We start from the raw sequence: 18955 nt of genomic DNA on the forward strand, positions 1-18955 counted from the left end.
AGATCGCTGCCAAAAACCGGGTACGGCAAGAGGATCAGAGACCCGCACTGTCTGAGCGCAGCGAGTTTGCGGGTCTCCCTCTTGCCGTACCCGGTTTTTGGGAACCCGAAGGGCAGCGGTCTTGCGGTCGCCTTTTTCTTGGTTACTGCTTTTTGGCGAAGCAAAAAGAAGTGACCGGCTGCCGGGCCGCCCCCGGCTTGCCTCCACGGAGCGCAACCGTTTTAGCTACCGCTAACCGCTAACCGCCAACCGCGTATCGCCCGCCCGAAAACGCTGCAGGATCGCCGCCGCAATCCCACCCGCATCCAACCCGCAATCCGCCAGCAACTGCGCGACATCCCCATGATCGATAAACCGGTCCGGCAATCCGAGATGTAAAACCGGCCGCACGATCCCCGCCGCCGCCAGTGCTTCGGCCACCGCCGACCCGGCACCACCCATGATCGACCCCTCTTCCACCGTCACGATCGCATCGTGCGTCAGCGCGAGCTGCCTGACCAGATCGACATCGAGCGGTTTCACGAAGCGCATGTTGGCTACCGTTGCATTCAGACTCTCGCCGGCAGCCAGGCTCGGCGCCACCATCGTGCCGAACGCGAGGATTGCGATGCGCTCGCCCTGCCGACGCACTTCGCCCTTGCCCATCGGTAGCGCGGTAAGTGCGCTCACGATCTCAGCACCCGTACCGGCACCGCGCGGGTAGCGCACTGCTGCCGGACCGTTGTACTGATAGGCCGTGGTCAGCATCTGCCTGCATTCGTTTTCATCGGAGGCCGCCATCACCACCATGTTCGGAATGCAGCGCAGGAAGGCCATGTCGTAATTGCCGGCATGGGTGGCGCCATCGGCACCGACCAGGCCAGCGCGGTCGAGGGCGAACGTGACATCCAGGTTCTGCAGCGCGACGTCGTGGATCAGCTGGTCGTAACCGCGTTGCAGGAAAGTCGAGTAAATCGCCAGTACGGGTTTCAGGCCTTCGGTCGCCATGCCGGCGGCAAAGGTCACGGCATGTTGTTCGGCAATGCCGACATCAAAATATCGGTCGGCAAACAACTGCTCGAAACGCACCATGCCCGAGCCCTCGCGCATGGCCGGCGTGATGCCGATCAGGCGCTTGTCGTGCGCGGCCATGTCGCACAGCCAGTCGCCGAAGACCTGTGTGTAGGTCATCTTGGCGGGCAGTGCGGCTGGTTTGATACCGACGGCAGGATTGAATTTTCCGGGTCCGTGGTACAGCACCGGATCGGCCTCGGCCAGCTTGTAGCCCTGGCCTTTTTTGGTGACCACGTGCAGGAATTGCGGACCCTTGAGATTCTTCAGGTTCTGCAGCGTCGGGATCAGCGAGTCGAGGTCATGGCCGTCGATCGGGCCGATGTAATTGAAGCCGAATTCTTCGAACATGGTGGCAGGAACCACCATGCCTTTTGCATGTTCTTCAAAACGCTTGGCCAGCTCCAGCACCGGGCCGGGCAGCACCGTCTTGCCGACCTGCTTGGCCGCCGCATAAAACTTGCCCGACATCAGCCGCGCCAGATAGCGGTTCAGCGCGCCCACTGGCGGGGAAATCGACATGTCGTTGTCGTTCAGGATTACCAGCAAATTGATGTCGTCATAAACGCCAGCATTGTTCATGGCCTCGAACACCATGCCAGCCGTCATCGCGCCATCGCCGATGACCGCCACTGCATGACGCGACTCGCCCTTGGTGCGGGCGGCCAGCGCCATGCCGAGCGCAGCTGAAATCGAGGTCGAGGAATGGGCGGTGCCGAAGGTGTCGTACTCGCTTTCGGCGCGGCGCGGAAAACCCGAAATGCCATCGCGCTGGCGCAAGGTATGCATCTGATCGCGCCGTCCGGTCAGGATCTTGTGCGGATACGTCTGATGGCCGACATCCCAGACGATCCGGTCTTCGGGGGTATTGAAGACGTAATGCAACGCGATGGTCAGTTCGACCGTGCCCAGATTGGACGACAGGTGGCCACCGGTTTTCGAGACCGAGTCGATCACGAAGCCGCGCAATTCATCGGCCAGCGCGTTGAGCTGGCTGCGTGGCAAGCGACGCAGATCGGACGGTTGATTGATTTTTTTCAGCAATTCCATACTAGGCTTTCCGCTGCACGATCAGGTCCGCGAGGTCGCGTAAATGTCGTGCCTTGTCTCCGAATGGCAGGACGGCCTGGTGCGCGTCACTGCGTAATTTTTCTGCCAGGGCGCGCGATGGCGCAAGCCCCAGAATCGATACATAAGTGGGTTTGTTATCTGCCGCATCCTTGCCGGCGGTCTTGCCCAGCGTGGCCGAATCGGCGGTGGCGTCGAGCACGTCGTCGATGACCTGGAACGCCAGGCCGATCGCTTGCGCGTAGGCATCAAGCGCGCCGAGTTCGGCGGCGCTCGGCGTTGTTGCGCACCAGGCGCCGAGCAGCACCGAGGCGCGCAACAAGGCCCCGGTTTTCAGGCGATGCATCTGTTCCAGCTGCGGCAAACTCAGGGCCACGCCGACGCTGTCCAGATCGATTGCCTGCCCGCCACACATGCCGGCCGAACCGGACGCCTGCGCCAGCACGGTGACCATCGCTACGGCCCGCACCGGTTCGATCGTCATCCCGGCCAGCAGCATGAAGGCGTGCGATTGCAATGCATCGCCGACCAGCAATGCGGTGGCTTCGTCGTAGGCCACGTGCACCGTTGGCTTGCCGCGTCGCAGCGCATCGTCGTCCATGCAGGGCATGTCGTCGTGGACCAGCGAATAGGCATGGATCATTTCGACTGCCGACGCGGCCCGTGCTGCCCGTTCAACACAGGCCGCATCGGCGTCGAACAGCGCGGCTGCGGCATGTACCAGCAATGGCCGCACCCGCTTGCCGCCATCCAGTACCGCGTAGCGCATCGCCGCGTGTAACCGCGCTGGCAACTGGCCGGCCGCCGGCAGATGGGCGTCGAGCGCGACTTCGGTGGCGGCCTGGGTGGCGCTCATCCAGTGCGCGAATGCGGACGGCTCAGTCACCTCGGGCGCCACTTCAGACAACGCACTCATTCATCAACCTCGCCGGCAAACGGCTTGAGCATCTCGCCCTCCAGCACGTTGACCTGGCTATCGACCTTGTCGAGTTGCACGGCGCAATATTTGACCAGCTCGGAGCCGCGCTTGTAGGCTGCCACCGAGGCTTCCAGCGGCAGTTCGCCGGCTTCCATTTGCGCCACCAGTCTGGCGAGTTCGGCCATGGCTTCTTCGAACGAAGCCGGAGTGTCTGCGGCGGGAAGTTTTTTTGACATGGCGCACGAAGGGGGGAAGTAGAAGAGCGTCATTTTAGAGCAATCCACCGGGCGGGGCCGAAAAGATACCGATCCCGGGATCGCTCTTGAAATGGACGAACCTGACTAGATATGCAAACCGGAGAAACGCACTAACGCGATTGACGACGCTGCGGCAATACCAAACCGATGCAGCCGATCAATTGCCGTCGGGTATAATCGCCGGTTCTGTCCAAAAATTCCCTTTTCAAATTATTTGAACACAGGTTTTTGCGGGTTCTTTCTCTCTTAGGTTGGTGCAAATTAATTTGGGGGTGGGGATGTCCGATCTGGCTTCTAATGCCAAACTGGCGCGCTCCGACGCGCAGCTTCCGGTCAACGTCTACTTCGACGAAAAGTTATACCAGCAGGAAATCCAGCAATTGTTCCAGCAGGGACCGCGTTATGCCGGCCATCAATTGATGGTGCCCGAGGCAGGCGACTACGCGACCCTGCCATGGGAAGACGAAGGTCGCATGCTGGTGCGCAATGCGCACGGCATCGAACTGCTGTCGAACGTCTGCCGCCATCGCCAGGCCAAGATGCTGAATGGCCGCGGCCATGCGGCCAACATTGTCTGTCCGCTGCATCGCTGGACCTACGACCTCAAAGGGGAACTGATCGGCGCGCCGCACTTTGCCGAAACCCCTTGCCTGAACCTGTCCAACACGGCGCTGCAAAACTGGAATGGCCTGCTGTTCGAGAAGAACGGTTTCGACGTCGCTGGCAAACTCGGCCAGCTCGATGTCATGCCGGCCCTGAATTTCGAGGGCTACCAGCTGGACCATGTCGAAGTCCATGACTGCGATTACAACTGGAAAACTTTCATCGAAGTCTATCTGGAGGACTACCACGTCGAACCGTTCCATCCGGGTCTGGGCAGCTTCGTCAGCTGCGATGACCTGACCTGGCAGTTCGGCGAACATTTCAGCGTGCAGACCGTCGGCGTCAACAAGGGCCTGACCAAATCAGGCTCACCCAAATATCGCAAGTGGCAGGAACAGGTCCTGAAATTCCGCAACGGTGCGGTGCCCGACTATGGCGCGATCTGGCTTACGCTGTATCCGAACGTGATGGTCGAGTGGTATCCGCATGTGCTGGTGGTGTCGACGCTGTGGCCCACCGGTCCGCAAAAGACCACCAACGTGGTCGAGTTCTATTACCCCGAAGAGATCGTGCTGTTCGAGCGCGAGTTCATCGAGGCCGAACGTGCCGCCTACATGGAAACCTGTGTGGAGGATGATGAAATCGCCCTGCGCATGGATGCCGGTCGCAAGATACTGCTCAAGCGCGGCGTCAGTGAAGTCGGTCCGTACCAGTCGCCGATGGAAGACGGCATGCAGCATTTCCATGAGTGGTATCGGGCGCAAATTGCGCTCTGAGTCCTGAGCATGCAATCCCTCTGGATGCTGCTGGCGACCTTCGTCTTCGCCATCATGGGCGTTTGCGTCAAGCTGGCCTCTAGCTATTACAGCACCGCCGAAATCGTCATGTATCGGGGCGGCATCGGAGTGCTGTTCATCGGCGCGCTGGTGCTGCTGCGCGGACACTCGTTGCGCACGTCTTTTGCCGGCCAGCACCTGTGGCGCGGCGTGGTTGGCGTCACTGCTTTCTGGATGTGGTTCTATGCGATCGCGCAGTTGCCGCTGTCGATGGCCATGACACTCAATTACACCTCGCCGATCTGGATCGCTGCGATCCTGTTCGTGGTCGGATTGTGGCAAGGGGTGCGCAAACTCGAACTGGGCATGCTGGCCGCGATTCTGGCCAGTTTTATTGGCGTGACGCTGCTGCTGCAGCCGTCGATGCACGCCTCGCAATGGCTGGGCGGCATGATCGGGCTGGCGTCCGGCATGCTGTCGGCGTTTGCGTACATGCAGGTGCGCCAGCTCGGACAACTGGGCGAACCGGAATTTCGGGTGGTGTTTTATTTTTCATTGACCAGCATGCTGGCCGGACTGGGCGGCACCCTGCTCGCTCCCGATGCGCTGCGCAACGCGACGGTCTGGCATACCCATACGATGACCGGCTTGCTGTTGCTGGTGACGATAGGCGTTTGCGCCACCATCGCGCAAATGGCCATGACGCGCGCCTATCGGCTCGGCAAGATGCTGGTGACGGCGAATTTGCAATACACCGGCATCGTTTTTTCCAGTGTCTGGGGCGTGCTGTTGTGGCAGGATGTCTTGGGCTGGATGGGCTGGACCGGTATTGCCGTGATCCTGTCGAGCGGTCTGGTCGCCACTTACTACAACACCCGCAGCATCAAGGCCGCTGGCGTGCGCGGTATCAAAGTGCCCGCCTCCGATCCGATCGCTGCCGAAATCTAGGAGTTCTGCATGTCATACCAAACGTTGATTGCCGCAAACCAGCTGGACCTGTTGGCACCGGACCAGATCGTGATCGATTGCCGGCATGACCTGGCCGATCCCGAAGCCGGTCGCAATGCCTTCGCTGCCGGACATATCGCCGGGGCGCGCATGGCGCATCTGGATGACGATCTGTCAGGCGCAAAGACCGCAGCCGATGGCGCTTTCCGTGGCCGCCATCCGCTGCCGGCGCTGGCCGATTTTGTCGAGACGATGCGCCGGCTTGGCGTCAACGACACCACGCAGGTCATTGCCGTGGATGCGCATGGCGGCATGTTTGCCGCACGCCTGTGGTGGATGTTGCGCTGGGCCGGGCACGGCCGGGTTGCGGTGCTCGATGGTGGCCTGGCGGCATGGGCGGCGGCAGGCGGTCAACTGGTGTCCGAATCAGATCCGGCGGTGCGCGGCAACTTCAGTGCCCGGCCCTCACTGACCCGCTCAGTCGATGTCGATCAGGTCATGACCAATCTCGACAGCGCCGCACTGACCATTGTCGATGCCCGCGCCCCCGACCGCTTTCGCGGCGAGAACGAAACACTGGACCGCGTCGGCGGCCATATTCCTGGCGCGAAGAACCGGTTTTTCAAGGACAACCTGTTACCGAACGGCCGCTTCAAACCCGCCGATCAGTTGCGTGCCGAGTTCAGTGCGTTGATCGGCACCCCGGGCACCAGCGTCATGCAATGCGGCTCTGGCGTGACGGCCTGCCACAATATGCTGGCGATGGAAGTGGCCGGCTTGTCCGGCGCGGCATTGTATCCGGGGTCGTGGAGCGAATGGAGTGCCGTGCCAGCCAGGCCGGTAGCGACCGGAACGTCCGAGAGCTAGAACCTGCCAGCGGTACCTTGGCGGCGTCGCCAGGACACCCCACCCAGTACGACCAGGCCGCCCAGCAGCAATGCCATGCTGGATGGCTCGGGCACTGGCGAGGCGAAGGCGGCCAGCGCCATCGGGCTGCCCGGAATCAGTTGCGAACCGAGGCCGATATTGTAGGCGACTGCATTGCTGTCGACACCGGCAAGGATTTGCATATACGGGCTATTGATTCCGCTAAACACCGACTGAAAACTGAAGATTTGCCCGTAGTCCTGAAACACGGAATCGCGAGCGCTGGTCGAGAAATGCAGGACGCCGCCGCCAACGCCGAACAGATCATTATTTTTCTCGATGCCATACACCCAGTCCTCGGGCGCCTCGATTCTGGTCAGCCCCATGTCCGAAAAATAGGGCAAATAGAAGTCCACCATGTTCAGCACCGGTAGATCGGCCGAGACCGGAAATCCGGCAAAGGTGAACACCCGATAATCGAAGGTACCCGAGAGGTTCTGCTCGACCGATGCAAAACTCTCCGTGCCGGGCCGAAGGTTGTCAGCATTAGCCTGCGACCCCATCATCAGCAGAAACGAAAAGTACAAAAATCCCGACCAGCCGAACATTCGTTTCAATGTCATTCTCTTTTCTGAAAGCATGTTTTTAGAAGCTACAAAGTAGAGAAAATAATAACAGTGAAACCGAAAAAAAAGCAGCAATAACGCAGCATTCACTCAGCAATAACGCAGCAATAACGCAGCACTCAATGCCGCGTCAAAAACAGCACGATCACCACGCCCAGACCGATCAGCATGATCTGCGGAATGGTCTCGCGCAACGTCGCACGACGCTGCATTTGCGGCATCAGATCACTGACGGCAATATAGATGAATCCCGATGACGCAAACACCAGCACGTAGGGGATCCACTCCATCCCGCGCTCCAGCGTAAAGTAGCCGAGCAGGCCGCCCAGCACCGCCATCAAACTGCAGATCAGGTTATAGAAATATGCGCGCTTGCGCGAGAACCCGGCATTCAACAGGACGATAAAATCGCCTATTTCTTGCGGAATCTCATGCGCAATGATCGCCAGGCCCGTCACCAGCCCCAGGCCGGGATCAGCCAGGAACGCAGCAGCGATCAAAATGCCATCGGTAAAGTTATGCAATCCGTCGCCGACCAGGATCATCCACCCGGCCTTGCCGGCTTCGTGCGCATCGTGGCCATGGTGATGCTCGTGACCGTCGCCTTCGTGATGATGCGAGTGGCGCAGGATGGCGGTTTTTTCGAGCAGGAAGAAGGCCAGCAAGCCCGCCAGCAATGTGGCGAACAGGGTGCGCGGATCGGCTTTCGATTCGAAGGCTTCCGGCAACGCATGCAGGAACGACGTCGACAGCATGATCCCGACTGACAGGCTGACCATGCGCTCGACCATCTTGGACAGCAATCCGAATGAAAATATCGCAGCTGCAGAAATGCTGAATACCCCCGCGATGGTAGTGGCGAGCAAAATCGAAAGCAGGGTGGTATTGATGGTAGTCCCAGGTAGTGAGGCGGAAGGGGCCAAATTAGAACACGGCGGGAGTGCTTTGGGCAAACCGGCGCAACCGGGCGGCGGCGCCCAGGCCATTTTCGTCGCAGCGAAAATGGCCTTTTTTAGTTACGCAACGCCGTGTGCCTTGAACCAGGCCAGGCAGTTCTTCCAGCCTTCCTTCGCATCGGCTTCGACATAGCTCGGCCGGTAATCGGCATGAAAGGCATGACCGGAATTGGCGAACACGATGAATTCGGATTTGCTGCTGCCCTTGGCCAGCGCGGCTTTCATGGTCGCGATGCTGTCTTGCGAGATACCGGTGTCCTTGCCGCCATACAGTCCCAGTACCGGCACGGTCAGCGTCGGCGCCAGCTCGGCGGCCGACATCGGATTGAGTTCCGACTTGTTGCCCAGTAGCTGGCCGTACCATGCCACACCGGCCTTGACCTTCGGATTGTGTGCCGAGTACAGCCAGGTGATGCGACCACCCCAGCAGAATCCGGTGATACCGAGTTTGTCGGTATTGCCGCCATTGGCTTTGGCATACGCGACCACGGCATCGAGGTCGGTCATCACCTGCTGGTCGGGCACCTTCGAGACCACTTCCTTGATCAGTTCCGGAATCGAAGAATAGGCCGACGCATCGCCCTGGCGAATGAATAGCTCGGGTGCCAGTGCCAGATAACCGAGTTTGGCAAAACGACGTGCCACATCGGCGATGTGCTCATGCACACCAAAAATTTCCGAAATCACCAGCACCACCGGCAGGTCTTTCTTGCCAGCCGGTTGCGCACGGTACACCGGGACTTCCTTGCCGTTGACGGTAATCTTGATGGTACCGGCGGTCAGGCCGTCGGTATCGGTCTTGATCATGGTCTGTGCTGCGACCGGCAAGGCGGCCGCCGCGATGCCGGTGCCGATCGAGACTTTCATGAACGTGCGGCGGTCGAAACCGTCCGGAAAAGCGCTTGCACCAATCAGGCTTTTGGCATCCTGCTGCATCTGGTCATCCATGGCTATCCTTTATGTGAAGGTGGGGGGCGCTGCGCTACTGTAAAAGTACTGCCGCCAGTGCATTGCTCGACTACACAATTGCAGCGGCAATCATAGCCAGATTGACACTGCTGCGCTTGAACGACTGTGCTTGACCACGTCACCTCAGTGCGCCTCATCCCAGTTCTTGCCGATCCCGACCTCGGCCGTCAGCGGCACCTTCAGCGTCGCCACGCCCGCCATCAGCGCCGGCAGTTTGACGCGTACCAGTTCCAGTTCATCCTGCGGCACTTCCAGCACCAGTTCATCGTGCACCTGCATCACCATCAGTGATTTCAGCTGGTCGGTTTCCAGCCAATTCTGCACTGCCACCATCGACAGCTTGATCAGGTCGGCAGCGGTACCCTGCATCGGCGCATTGATGGCGGCGCGCTCGGCACCCTGGCGACGCGGACCATTGGGCGAATTGATTTCGGGCAGCCAGAGGCGCCGACCGAACACCGTTTCGACGTAGCCATGCGCCTTGGCTTTCAGACGCGTTTCGTCCATGAATTGCTTGACCCCGGCAAAGCGGGCGAAGTACTTGTCGATGTAACTTTGCGCAGCAGCGCGTTCGATACCGAGGTTGCCGGCCAGGCCGAACGCGCTCATGCCGTAGATCAGGCCAAAGTTGATCACCTTGGCATAACGGCGCTGCTCGGTGGTGACCTCGGCCGAGGTAGTGGAAAAAATTTCGGCAGCCGTGGCGCGGTGAATATCGATGCCGTCGGCAAACGCCCGCAACATGCTGGCATCGCCCGACAGATGCGCCATGATGCGCAATTCGATCTGCGAATAATCCGCCGAGACAATCACGCTGCCCGGCGGTGCGACGAAGGCTTCGCGGATGCGGCGGCCTTCGGCGGTGCGGATCGGGATGTTCTGCAGGTTCGGTTCGTTCGAGGCCAGCCGACCGGTCACCGCCACCGTCTGCGCATAATTGGTGTGGACCCGGCCGGTGGTCGGGTCGATCATTTTTGGCAGCTTGTCGGTGTAGGTCGATTTCAGTTTCGACAGGCTGCGGTATTCCAGCAGCACTTTCGGCAACGGATAATCCTCGGCCAGTTTTGCCAGCACTTCTTCATCGGTGGACGGCGCGCCGGACGGGGTTTTCTTGACCACCGGCAGCTGCAGTTTTTCAAAGAAAATCTCGCCGATCTGTTTCGGCGAATTCAGGTTGAACGGCTGACCTGCCAGCTCGTAGGCCGAGGTCTCGATCTCCAGCATGCGCTTGCCCAGTTCATGCGACTGCACCTGCAAGATGCCGGTATCGATCAGCACGCCATTGCGTTCGATCTTTTGCAACACGACGGCGGTGGGCACTTCAATCTGTTCGTAGACGAAAGTCAGCGACTCTTCGCCAGCCACTTGCGGCCACATCGCCTGATGCAACTGCAACGTGATGTCGGCATCCTCGGCGGCGTATTCGGTGGCGCGGCCGAGCTCGACCTGATCAAAACAAATTTGCGACGCGCCCTTGCCGCAGACTTCCTGGAAGGTGATCGTGGTGCGTCCCAGATGGCGCAGCGCCAGGCTATCCATGTCATGGCTGCGGTGCGATTCGAAGACATACGATTCGAGCATGGTGTCGTGCGCAATGCCGCGCAGGGTGATGCCGTGGTTGGCAAAAATATGGCTGTCGTACTTCAGGTTCTGGCCGACCTTGGGCTTGGCAGGATCTTCCAGCCAGGCCTGCAATGTCGCCAGTACCAGCTCGCGTGACAACTGGGCCGGCGCATCCTGGTAGCGGTGCGCAACCGGAATGTAGGCCGCCACACCCGGCTCGCAACACAGCGAGATGCCGACCAGCTGCGCCTGCATTGGCACCAGCGAGGTGGTTTCGGTATCGAGTGAAGTCAATGCGGCCTGGTCGATGACCGCCAGCCAGCGCATCAGGTCGGCTTCGGTCAGGATGGTTTCGTAACGCTGTTCGGCCGGTGCGGCGGGCGCATCGAACAAGCCGCCCTGCGCAATCTCCACTGCTGCCGACGGCGTCGGGCGCGCACTGCCATCATCCCCGGTCGCTTCACGCAACCAGGTCTTGAACCCGAAGCGCGAGTACAAGTCGATCATCCTGGCCGGGTCCTGCTCGGCAGCCTGCAGCGACTCCGGGATCGACACCATGTGCCCGGTCAGGTCGCAATCGGTCTTCACGGTAATGAGCACTTTGGCTTGCGGCAGCCAGTCCAGCGCAGCGCGCAGATTTTCGCCGACGGCACCGCCGATGTTGGCGGCGTTCTCGACGATGCCATCGAGCGTGCCGTATTGGGTGAGCCATTTGACGGCGGTTTTCGGGCCCACCTTGGAGACGCCCGGCACGTTGTCGACGGTGTCGCCGATCAGGGTCAGGTAGTCGACGATGCGCTCGGGCGGCACGCCGAACTTGGCCACCACGCCGGCATGGTCGAGCCGTTCATTGCTCATCGTGTTGATCAGCATGACATCGTCATTGACCAGCTGCGCCAGGTCCTTGTCGCCAGTCGAGATCACCGACTTCATGCCGTGTTTGACCGCTTCTACGGCCAGCGTACCAATCACGTCATCGGCTTCGACGCCATCGACCATGATCAGCGGCCAGCCCATGGCCCGCACCGCTTCATGGATAGGTTCGACCTGGCGCGCCAGGTCTTCCGGCATCGAGGCACGCTGGGCCTTGTACTCGGCATACAGGTCATCGCGAAAGGTCTTGCCCTTGGCATCGAAGACACAGGCAATGTACGCCGCCGGAAAATCGCTGCGCAGGCGGCGCAGCATGTTGATCATGCCGTACAGCGCACCGGTCGGCGCACCCTCCTTGTTGCGCAGGTCAGGCAGCGCATGAAAGGCGCGATACAGGTAGCTGGAACCATCGACTAACAACAGGGTATTTTGCATGGGGACCGGATCGAAAATTGGACATGAACAGTGAAGTCGACGCAGGCGGGCCGCGTCAGGGTGAAGCGGATTATCGCAGAGTTCACGCCGGGCCTGACAGCGCAACGGCACAGCAGCTAGCACCGTGGCACACATGTTGCTGCAGGGAGATTGCATACCGGTTATAGCCAGCCACCTAACTCTGCCGCGCACGCCCCATGACACTCTTTGGTGCGCCGCGCACTGTCATTGGTGCAGCTGGCCTGAGCCGCAAATCAGGAATCATGCCGCCGCATGGTTCCGCCCTGATCTTCACCTACCAAGAGGCTTTCATGTTTGCATCACGCCGTATTCGCTGGATCGCCGCTCTCGTGATGGCGACGTTGTCCGCACCGTCCTTCGCTGAAGACACCAAAATCAAGTTCCAGCTCGACTGGCGTTTCGAGGGACCGGCAGCGCTGTTTTTGGTCGCCAAATCCAAAGGCTATTTCACGCAAGAGAAACTCGATGTGACGATCGATGCCGGCAACGGTTCCGGTAACGCCGTTAATCGGGTTGCCTCCGGCGCCTACGACATGGGCTTTGCCGACATGGCCGCGCTGATGGAATTCGTCGGCAACAATCCGACCGCGCCGAGCAAACCGGTCGGCGTGATGATGGTCTACAACGACACGCCAGCCGCCGTCTTCGCCCTGAAAAAATCCGGCATCAAAACGCCCGCCGACCTGGCCGGCAAAAAGCTCGGCGCACCGGTGTTCGATGCCGGCCGGCGCGGCTTCCCGGTCTTTGCCAAAGCCAACCAGCTCGATAATGCCAAGGCCAACTGGATCAGCATGGACCCTGCCCTGCGCGAAACCATGCTGGCACGTGGCGATGTCGATGCCATCACCGGTTTCTATTTCACCTCGCTGCTGAACCTGAACGCCCGCGGCATCAAGGATGAAGACATCGTCGTGATGATGTTTCCGAACTATGGCGTGAAGTTGTACGGCAACGCGATCATCGCCTCCGAAGCGATGGTCAAGCAAAAACCCGAGGCCATCAAAGGCTTCCTGCGCGCCTTCGCCAAAGCCGCCAAAGACGTGATGGCCGACCCGGACGCCGCCGCCAAAGTCGTCAAGGAACGCGATGGCCTGGTCGATGAAAAGCTCGAAGCACGGCGTCTGAAACTGGCCATTGCCAGCGCGATTGCCACGCCCAATGCCAAGGCAGAAGGCTTCGGCCAGATATCGCTGCCGCGCCTGTCGCTGATGGCGTCACAGGTCTCGGACGCCTACGCAACCAAGACCCGGATTGATCCTGCAGCAGTCTGGAACGGTACGTTCTTGCCGTCCAAGGCCGAACTGAACGTGTTTCCGAAATAAGGCGAGCAGAGTCTTTCATGAGCACGCCCAACACGTCCTTCGTTGATTTTCAACACGTCTTCCTGGCCTACGACGGCACCAGCGAATTTGCCGTCGAAGACATTTCGCTGCAAACCCGCCAGGGCGAATTCATTGCCATTGTCGGACCGTCGGGTTGCGGCAAATCCACCTTCATGAAGCTGGCCACCGGCCTCAAAAAACCCACCCGCGGCCAGATCAGCATCGACGGCGCCGCCGTCACCGGCCCGCTGAAGATCGTCGGCATGGCGTTTCAGGCACCGACCCTGCTGCCGTGGCGCACCACGCTCGACAATGTGCTGCTGCCGCTCGAAATCGTCGAGCCGTATCGCAGCAACTTCAAGCGCGACAAGGCAAAGAATGTCGCGCGTGCGCTGGCGCTGCTGACGACGGTGGGGCTGGACGGCTACGCCGACAAGTTTCCGTGGCAGCTATCGGGCGGCATGCAGCAGCGCGCCTCGATCTGCCGCGCGCTGATCCATGAACCGAAAATGCTGTTGCTCGACGAACCGTTCGGCGCGCTCGATGCCTTCACCCGCGAAGAACTCTGGTGCGTGCTGCGCGACCTGTGGACCGAGCGCCGCTTCAACGTGATCCTGGTCACGCATGACCTGCGCGAAGCGGCGTTCCTGGCCGACACCATCTACGTCATGAGCAAGCGCCCGGGCCGCATCGTCGCCCGCAAGGAAAACCCGCTGCCACGTCCGCGCGACCTGGAGCTGACCTATACCGAACCGTTCACGGCGCTGGTCCATGAACTGCGCGAGCATATCGGCCGCGTGCGCACCACCTGATGGGTAGCCGCGTCATTGACTGTGTGGCCACACCCTATTTCCTGAAAGAGTAATCCGATGACCTCCCCTTTTCGCCACCGTGTCGAACAGTTCGCGCCCTGGCTTTTGCTGCTGGCCATCGTGCTGGTGTGGCAAGCGATCTGCAGCGTGTTCCAGGTTTCCGAATTCATCTTCCCTAGCCCGCTGGCCATCCTCGACGCCATGGTCGAATTCGCCGGGCCGATTGCCGGGCATGCGTGGCGTACATACTGGGTCACCATGACCGGCTTCGGCATTGCGGTAGTGGTCGGCATGCTGCTCGGCTTTGCGATCGGCTCGTCGCCATTTCTGTACTCGGCGGCGTACCCGCTGATGACGGCCTTCAACGCGCTGCCGAAAGCCGCCTTCGTACCGATCCTCGTGGTCTGGTTCGGCATCGGTGCCGGACCGGCGATCCTGACGGCGTTCCTGATTTCGTTCTTTCCGATCATGGTCAACATCGCCACCGGACTGGCGACGATGGAACCGGAGATGGAAGATGTGCTGCGCGTGCTCGGTGCGCGGCGCATGGATGTGCTGCTGAAGGTCGGCCTGCCACGCTCGATGCCGTATTTTTTTGCATCGCTGAAAGTCGCGATCACGCTCGCCTTCGTCGGCTCGACGGTCTCGGAAATGAATGCCTCGAATGAAGGCATCGGGTATTTGCTGGTATCGGCCGGCTCGTCGATGAAGATGCCGCTGGCGTTTGCCGGTCTGGTGGTGATTGGCGCGATGGCGATGGCGATGTATGAATTGTTTGCGGTGATCGAACGGCGCACGACGGGGTGGGCGCATCGGGGTGGGAAGTAGGCTGACGTAGCCCACGTGCGCCGGCAGATTCTGGCCGGTGCTTTTACCAACGATCGCAGACCATACCAACCGCTTTTCGCTTTTCGCTTTTCGCTTTTTGCTTTTCGTTTTTCGCTTTTACCAACCGCCGCAAACCACATCAGCAGCAACCAGGGTCAGAGTTTTTTTTCGCAACGCTTCACCGCGAAAATTACTCTGACCCTGCTTGCGGATTCCAACGCACGCAGATCGCGATCTCAGCTGCCGATGCGCCACACGCTGCACTCCGCAATCCGTTTGCGGGGTCAGAGTAATTTTCGCGATACCCCTGCGAAAAAAAAACTCTGACCCCGGAAACTCGCGTCTGCAGCGTGCCACCTCCGCACACCCGCACCACCCGCTGTTGCCAACGGTTGCCAACAGTCGCAAACCACATCACGCGATTTGCTTTTACCAACGGTCGCAAACCGCCTCGGCAGCAACCAGGGTCAGAGTTTTTTTTCGCGATGCTTTACCGCGAAAATTACTCTGACCCTGCTTGCGGATTGCGGAGCACGCAGATCGCGACCACAGCTGCCGATGCACGATGGTCAACTAATTAGGGTCAGAGTCAATTAATTACAAAGAATCCCGCGCGCAAGCACCGCAGCAACCACTGCCGGCACTACCTGGTGCCTGCCACCTCGGCAACATACTTCGACAAAGTTTTAATCTGTTCATCGCTGAGGCTGGAAAACGCAGGCATCTGACCTATGCCATTGCGAACGGCCTTTTCCACACGAGATGCGTCGGGCTTGAGTTCATCCAGACTGGGTCCGGTTTCACCAGCAGCGCCAGCGTCCTTGAGCGTATGACACACGGCGCAGGCAGGAACGGCAGTGTGATTAAAGAGCTTTTTTCCGGCCTCCCCATGGTCCTGTGCAAAGGCACCGGAACCCCACTGCAATGCCACCATGCCGATGACGACAATCAACGTTTGAATTTTCGAGGTCATGCGCTTTCTTTCAAACGACGTTGATGGTCAGCGCGTGATCGCGCCAGCTAGTGTTGTTGTAGCCGCCAGCGTTTTCCAGCCGTCCCTCCGGCTGCCGGTTTCCTTCCACGTCGACAACCACGCACGCAATTGTGTGACTGCCCGGCTGAAGCGTCGTGGGCAGCACGAATTGCCGCCACGCGTAGCGCCCCATATCCGGACCAACCAGCCGCGCCGGCAACCAGGTTTTTCCGCCATCGACGGACACGTCCACCGACTTCACCGCATTGATTCCGCCAAATGCCACGCCCTTGATCTGCACCGGACCGGCGGTCACCGGGCCGGAGTCCGGCGCAGGAGAATTGATCCATGACTTGGGACCCATTTCCCACACGGACGGATGACTCGGATCGCCCTTCTGCCCGGGCGGGGAAATACGGTAGCCGGTTTTCTGGATCGCGGCGTCGGTCTGCTCGGCAGTGAACGCCAGGCGCTTGATGTACTTGACGTTGTTGACGCCGGTATAGCCCGGCACGATCAGACGCAGGGGGCCGCCGTGGGCAAGCGGAATCGGTTCGCCGTTCATTTCCCAGGCTAGCAGCGCATCGGCCATTGCCTTGACGGGTACAGAACGCTCGACCATCACGCTTTTCGGATCGATCCCTTCGGGTAGCTTTTCACCGCCGGTGCCCGTCATGTAAGGCATGCCGCCGTTGATGCCACCCAGCGAGTCAACGACCGTGCGAACCGGTACCCCGCTCCAGACCACGCAGCCAGCGGCACCGACTTGCCAGGGTGTGCCGCTCGGCTTGTTGGGAAACAGTCCCCGTCCGTTGCCCGAGCACTGCAGCACCATCACCGTGGTCTCCAATCCCATTGCCTTGAGGTCCTTGACCTTCAGGGTGCGTGGATGCTTCACGCCCTCGACCGACACTATCCATTCGTCGCGATCGGCAATGATCGATGCGTCTGGCGCCGGCAAGTTGTTGCGGATATAGAGTTGATCGGTGGGCGTGATGATGCTGGTGCCAAAAGCGCTGCGCTTCGTCTCCAGCGTGCTGGAGGTATGTACGATCATCGCGCCTGGATTTTTCCAGTTGACATACGCCGGCAAGGGCTTGGCGGCTGGCACCGTGCTCACCACCGCCTGGGCCATGGCAGACCGGCTGAATACGGCCAATCCGGCAGCCGTCATGGCGACCGCGCTGCCGGCCAGCAGATGGCGCCGGCGTGGACTGGCAAGCTGCGCCGTGCCGTCTGTCTTTTGGTTTTGCTTGAGTGGCATCCCTGTCTCCGTTATTGATATTGGTGGAAGAGTGTATTGACAGAAGATGGGTTTTGTCGAGGCAGATTAATTAGGGTCAGAGTCAAAATTAATTAGGGTCAGAGTCAATTGATCATGGCTCTGCGACAGCGCGATTACCAGTATTTCGTAATCCGTTTGCGGGGTCAGAGTAATTTTCGCGATACCCCCTGCGAAAAAAAACTCTGACCCCGGAAACTGGCTTTTGCAGCATGCGACCTCAGCACAAGCCGCTCTTGCCAACCGTGGCAAACCACCTCGGCAGCAACCAGGGTCAGAGTTTTTTTTCGCAACGCTTCACCGCGAAAATTACTCTGACCCTGCTTGCGGATTCCAGAGCACGCTGATCGCGGCCGAAGCTGCCGGCCGGTGCGCGACGACCGATTAACTACGGTCAGAGTCAATTAATTACGGAGAGCCTCGTGCGCCGTGGCTGCACTCCGCAATCCGTTTGCGGGGCCAGAGTAATTTTCGCGATACCCCCCGCGAAAAAAAACTCTGACCCCGGAAACTAGCTTTTGTAGCGTGCCACCTCCATACCACCCGCTCTTGCCAAGGATAGCCACCCCCACCCAATCACTTCGCCCCCGCCTCGTACCACGTCCCAATCACCGCCCGTTCATCTTCGGTAATCCCCGTCAGATTCCCGATCGGCATCGCCTTCAACTGCACCACCTGCTTGTAAATCGCCGCTGCATGCTGCCGAATCAGTTCAGGCCGATGCAGTTGCACCCCCAGCGGCGCCGCCGAAAAACCCGCTTGCGTCGGATGCGCGGCGTGACACGCCACACAGCGCTGTGCCACGATCGCCTGCACCTGCCCGAAATCCACCACTGCCGCAGTGCGCACCACCGGCTTCGGCGCAATCGCCACGGCGACGGCAATCAGGATCGCCACACCGGCCAGTGGAAATCCCCACGCAACACGCCCCTTGTGGCGCAGATTAAAGAAATGCCGGATCAGCACGCCGGCTGCCATCATTGCCGCCAGCACCAGCCAGTTCCAGGCATGGCTGTAAGTCATCGCGTAATGGTTGCTGATCATGATGAACAGCACCGGCAACGTGAAGTAATTGTTGTGCACACTGCGTTGCTTGGCGCGCTGGCCGTGGATCGCCGCCGGTGCCTGGCCTGCCTGCATCGCCGCGACCATCTTGCGCTGGCCAGGCATGATCACCATCAGCACATTGCCGACCATGATGGTGCCCAGCATCGCACCGACGTGGATGTACGCTGCGCGTCCGCTCAGCAGCTTTGACAGCGCGAACCCGGCAGCGACAATCAGCACGTACATCACGATCCCCAGCAGGGCGTCGTGCTTTCCCAGCGGCGAGCGGCACAACAGGTCGTAGACGGTCCAGCCGATGACCAGCGTAGCTAGTCCGATGCCAACCGCCTGCCAGGTCGACAGGTCGGCCACCGAGCGGTCAATCATCATGGCCGACGCATTGAAGTAGTACACGATGCAGAGCAACGAGAAGCCGGAGATCCATGTCCAGTAGGCTTCCCACTTGAACCAGTGCAGTGTCGGCGGCAAGGTCGCCGGCGCTACCAGGTATTTTTGCGGGTTATAAAAACCGCCGCCGTGCACCGCCCACAGTTCGCCGGAGACACCCCGCAAAGCGAGCTCGGAGCCGGGCGCGGGCGGGCGGATCGAGTTGTCCAACCAGACAAAATAGAACGACGCGCCGATCCAGGCGATGCCGGTAATCAGATGCAACCAGCGCACCAGCAAGTTGAGCCAGTCGATTCCGTACGTGAGTAAAAAAGCGTCCATGCAGTCCCCGTGATTGAAATTCGACAGCCCT

16 protein-coding genes are annotated in these 18955 nt (G+C 60.0%); 6 read left to right on the forward strand and 10 right to left on the reverse strand.

Features of this window, described 5'->3' with window-relative positions; translation table 11 throughout:
• Positions 1 to 231: 231 nt before the first annotated feature.
• The 3 genes from dxs to ABD720_RS02390 are packed head-to-tail and all read right to left on the reverse strand — an operon-like array spanning position 232 to position 3273.
• Entirely contained in the window at positions 232 to 2100 is a 1869-nt protein-coding gene (dxs, locus tag ABD720_RS02380) for a 1-deoxy-D-xylulose-5-phosphate synthase (RefSeq protein ID WP_344761616.1), read from the reverse strand.
• Between the two features lies 1 nt (position 2101).
• On the reverse strand, positions 2102 to 3034 hold the full coding sequence (locus ABD720_RS02385; protein WP_425547898.1) for a polyprenyl synthetase family protein: 933 nt from the start codon (positions 3032 to 3034) through the stop codon (positions 2102 to 2104).
• Positions 3031 to 3273 carry an exodeoxyribonuclease VII small subunit gene (locus tag ABD720_RS02390; protein WP_344761617.1) on the reverse strand — a complete coding sequence of 81 codons (243 nt, stop codon included), beginning with the start codon at positions 3271 to 3273 and terminating at the stop codon, positions 3031 to 3033. The genes ABD720_RS02385 and ABD720_RS02390 overlap by 4 nt, the downstream gene beginning before the upstream one ends.
• Positions 3274 to 3572: 299 nt before the next feature.
• Between ABD720_RS02390 and ABD720_RS02395 the strand changes: the two genes are divergently transcribed.
• The 3 genes from ABD720_RS02395 to ABD720_RS02405 are packed head-to-tail and all read left to right on the forward strand — an operon-like array spanning position 3573 to position 6488.
• Positions 3573 to 4673 carry an aromatic ring-hydroxylating oxygenase subunit alpha gene (locus ABD720_RS02395; RefSeq protein WP_344761618.1) on the forward strand — a complete coding sequence of 367 codons (1101 nt, stop codon included), beginning with the start codon at positions 3573 to 3575 and terminating at the stop codon, positions 4671 to 4673.
• A 9-nt stretch (positions 4674 to 4682) separates the two neighbouring features.
• Positions 4683 to 5621 (forward strand): DMT family transporter, encoded by a 939-nt coding sequence (locus ABD720_RS02400; protein WP_344761619.1) that lies wholly within the window; start codon positions 4683 to 4685, stop codon positions 5619 to 5621.
• Between the two features lie 9 nt (positions 5622 to 5630).
• Positions 5631 to 6488, forward strand: coding sequence for a sulfurtransferase (locus ABD720_RS02405; protein WP_344761620.1), 858 nt, complete (start codon positions 5631 to 5633; stop codon positions 6486 to 6488).
• Here the strand turns inward: ABD720_RS02405 and ABD720_RS02410 are convergent.
• From ABD720_RS02410 to polA, 4 genes are all read right to left on the reverse strand, one after another.
• Positions 6485 to 7096, reverse strand: coding sequence for a PEP-CTERM sorting domain-containing protein (locus tag ABD720_RS02410; protein ID WP_344761717.1), 612 nt, complete (start codon positions 7094 to 7096; stop codon positions 6485 to 6487). The genes ABD720_RS02405 and ABD720_RS02410 overlap by 4 nt on opposite strands.
• Positions 7097 to 7233: 137 nt before the next feature.
• Positions 7234 to 7905, reverse strand: a complete 672-nt coding sequence (locus ABD720_RS02415; protein WP_344761718.1) for a ZIP family metal transporter — start codon at positions 7903 to 7905, stop codon at positions 7234 to 7236.
• A gap of 225 nt (positions 7906 to 8130) precedes the next feature.
• Entirely contained in the window at positions 8131 to 9018 is an 888-nt protein-coding gene (locus tag ABD720_RS02420) for a dienelactone hydrolase family protein (RefSeq protein WP_344761621.1), read from the reverse strand.
• Positions 9019 to 9162: 144 nt separating this feature from the next.
• The gene (gene polA / locus ABD720_RS02425; protein ID WP_344761622.1) at positions 9163 to 11910 is read right to left on the reverse strand and encodes a DNA polymerase I; all 2748 of its coding nucleotides are present in this window, start codon (positions 11908 to 11910) and stop codon (positions 9163 to 9165) included.
• Positions 11911 to 12263: 353 nt separating this feature from the next.
• On the opposite strand from polA, the gene ABD720_RS02430 reads away from it, so the two are divergent.
• From ABD720_RS02430 to ABD720_RS02440, 3 genes are read left to right on the forward strand one after another with little or no spacing between them, the layout of a single operon-like run.
• Positions 12264 to 13253, forward strand: coding sequence for an ABC transporter substrate-binding protein (locus ABD720_RS02430; protein ID WP_425547902.1), 990 nt, complete (start codon positions 12264 to 12266; stop codon positions 13251 to 13253).
• A gap of 17 nt (positions 13254 to 13270) precedes the next feature.
• Positions 13271 to 14065, forward strand: a complete 795-nt coding sequence (locus ABD720_RS02435; RefSeq protein ID WP_344761624.1) for an ABC transporter ATP-binding protein — start codon at positions 13271 to 13273, stop codon at positions 14063 to 14065.
• Between the two features lie 57 nt (positions 14066 to 14122).
• Positions 14123 to 14893 carry an ABC transporter permease gene (locus tag ABD720_RS02440; protein WP_344761625.1) on the forward strand — a complete coding sequence of 257 codons (771 nt, stop codon included), beginning with the start codon at positions 14123 to 14125 and terminating at the stop codon, positions 14891 to 14893.
• A 643-nt stretch (positions 14894 to 15536) separates the two neighbouring features.
• Here ABD720_RS02440 and sorU read toward each other — a convergent pair.
• The 3 genes from sorU to ABD720_RS02455 form a co-directional block, all read right to left on the reverse strand.
• Positions 15537 to 15866: a SorU family sulfite dehydrogenase c-type cytochrome subunit gene (gene sorU, locus ABD720_RS02445; protein WP_425547899.1), complete on the reverse strand. Its 330-nt coding sequence runs from the start codon at positions 15864 to 15866 to the stop codon at positions 15537 to 15539.
• Positions 15867 to 15876: 10 nt separating this feature from the next.
• Positions 15877 to 17130, reverse strand: coding sequence for a SorT family sulfite dehydrogenase catalytic subunit (gene sorT / locus ABD720_RS02450; protein WP_344761626.1), 1254 nt, complete (start codon positions 17128 to 17130; stop codon positions 15877 to 15879).
• Positions 17131 to 17724: 594 nt separating this feature from the next.
• Entirely contained in the window at positions 17725 to 18924 is a 1200-nt protein-coding gene (locus ABD720_RS02455) for a urate hydroxylase PuuD (RefSeq protein WP_344761627.1), read from the reverse strand.
• Positions 18925 to 18955 lie beyond the last annotated feature (31 nt).

The sequence above is a fragment of the Actimicrobium antarcticum genome, assembly GCF_039536745.1.
Lineage (GTDB): Bacteria > Pseudomonadota > Gammaproteobacteria > Burkholderiales > Burkholderiaceae_D > Actimicrobium > Actimicrobium antarcticum.

Bases quoted from the DNA above. Each gene is read 5' to 3' on its own strand.
- dxs (WP_344761616.1), bottom strand. From the start codon at position 2,100: ATGGAATTGCTGAAAAAAATCAATCAACCGTCCGATCTGCGTCGCTTG.
- ABD720_RS02385 (WP_425547898.1), bottom strand. From the start codon at position 3,034: ATGAGTGCGTTGTCTGAAGTGGCGCCCGAGGTGACTGAGCCGTCCGCA.
- ABD720_RS02390 (WP_344761617.1), bottom strand. From the start codon at position 3,273: ATGTCAAAAAAACTTCCCGCCGCAGACACTCCGGCTTCGTTCGAAGAA.
- ABD720_RS02395 (WP_344761618.1), top strand. From the start codon at position 3,573: ATGTCCGATCTGGCTTCTAATGCCAAACTGGCGCGCTCCGACGCGCAG.
- ABD720_RS02400 (WP_344761619.1), top strand. From the start codon at position 4,683: ATGCAATCCCTCTGGATGCTGCTGGCGACCTTCGTCTTCGCCATCATG.
- ABD720_RS02405 (WP_344761620.1), top strand. From the start codon at position 5,631: ATGTCATACCAAACGTTGATTGCCGCAAACCAGCTGGACCTGTTGGCA.
- ABD720_RS02410 (WP_344761717.1), bottom strand. From the start codon at position 7,096: ATGTTCGGCTGGTCGGGATTTTTGTACTTTTCGTTTCTGCTGATGATG.
- ABD720_RS02415 (WP_344761718.1), bottom strand. From the start codon at position 7,905: ATGGTCGAGCGCATGGTCAGCCTGTCAGTCGGGATCATGCTGTCGACG.
- ABD720_RS02420 (WP_344761621.1), bottom strand. From the start codon at position 9,018: ATGGATGACCAGATGCAGCAGGATGCCAAAAGCCTGATTGGTGCAAGC.
- polA (WP_344761622.1), bottom strand. From the start codon at position 11,910: ATGCAAAATACCCTGTTGTTAGTCGATGGTTCCAGCTACCTGTATCGC.
- ABD720_RS02430 (WP_425547902.1), top strand. From the start codon at position 12,264: ATGGCGACGTTGTCCGCACCGTCCTTCGCTGAAGACACCAAAATCAAG.
- ABD720_RS02435 (WP_344761624.1), top strand. From the start codon at position 13,271: ATGAGCACGCCCAACACGTCCTTCGTTGATTTTCAACACGTCTTCCTG.
- ABD720_RS02440 (WP_344761625.1), top strand. From the start codon at position 14,123: ATGACCTCCCCTTTTCGCCACCGTGTCGAACAGTTCGCGCCCTGGCTT.
- sorU (WP_425547899.1), bottom strand. From the start codon at position 15,866: ATGACCTCGAAAATTCAAACGTTGATTGTCGTCATCGGCATGGTGGCA.
- sorT (WP_344761626.1), bottom strand. From the start codon at position 17,130: ATGCCACTCAAGCAAAACCAAAAGACAGACGGCACGGCGCAGCTTGCC.
- ABD720_RS02455 (WP_344761627.1), bottom strand. From the start codon at position 18,924: ATGGACGCTTTTTTACTCACGTACGGAATCGACTGGCTCAACTTGCTG.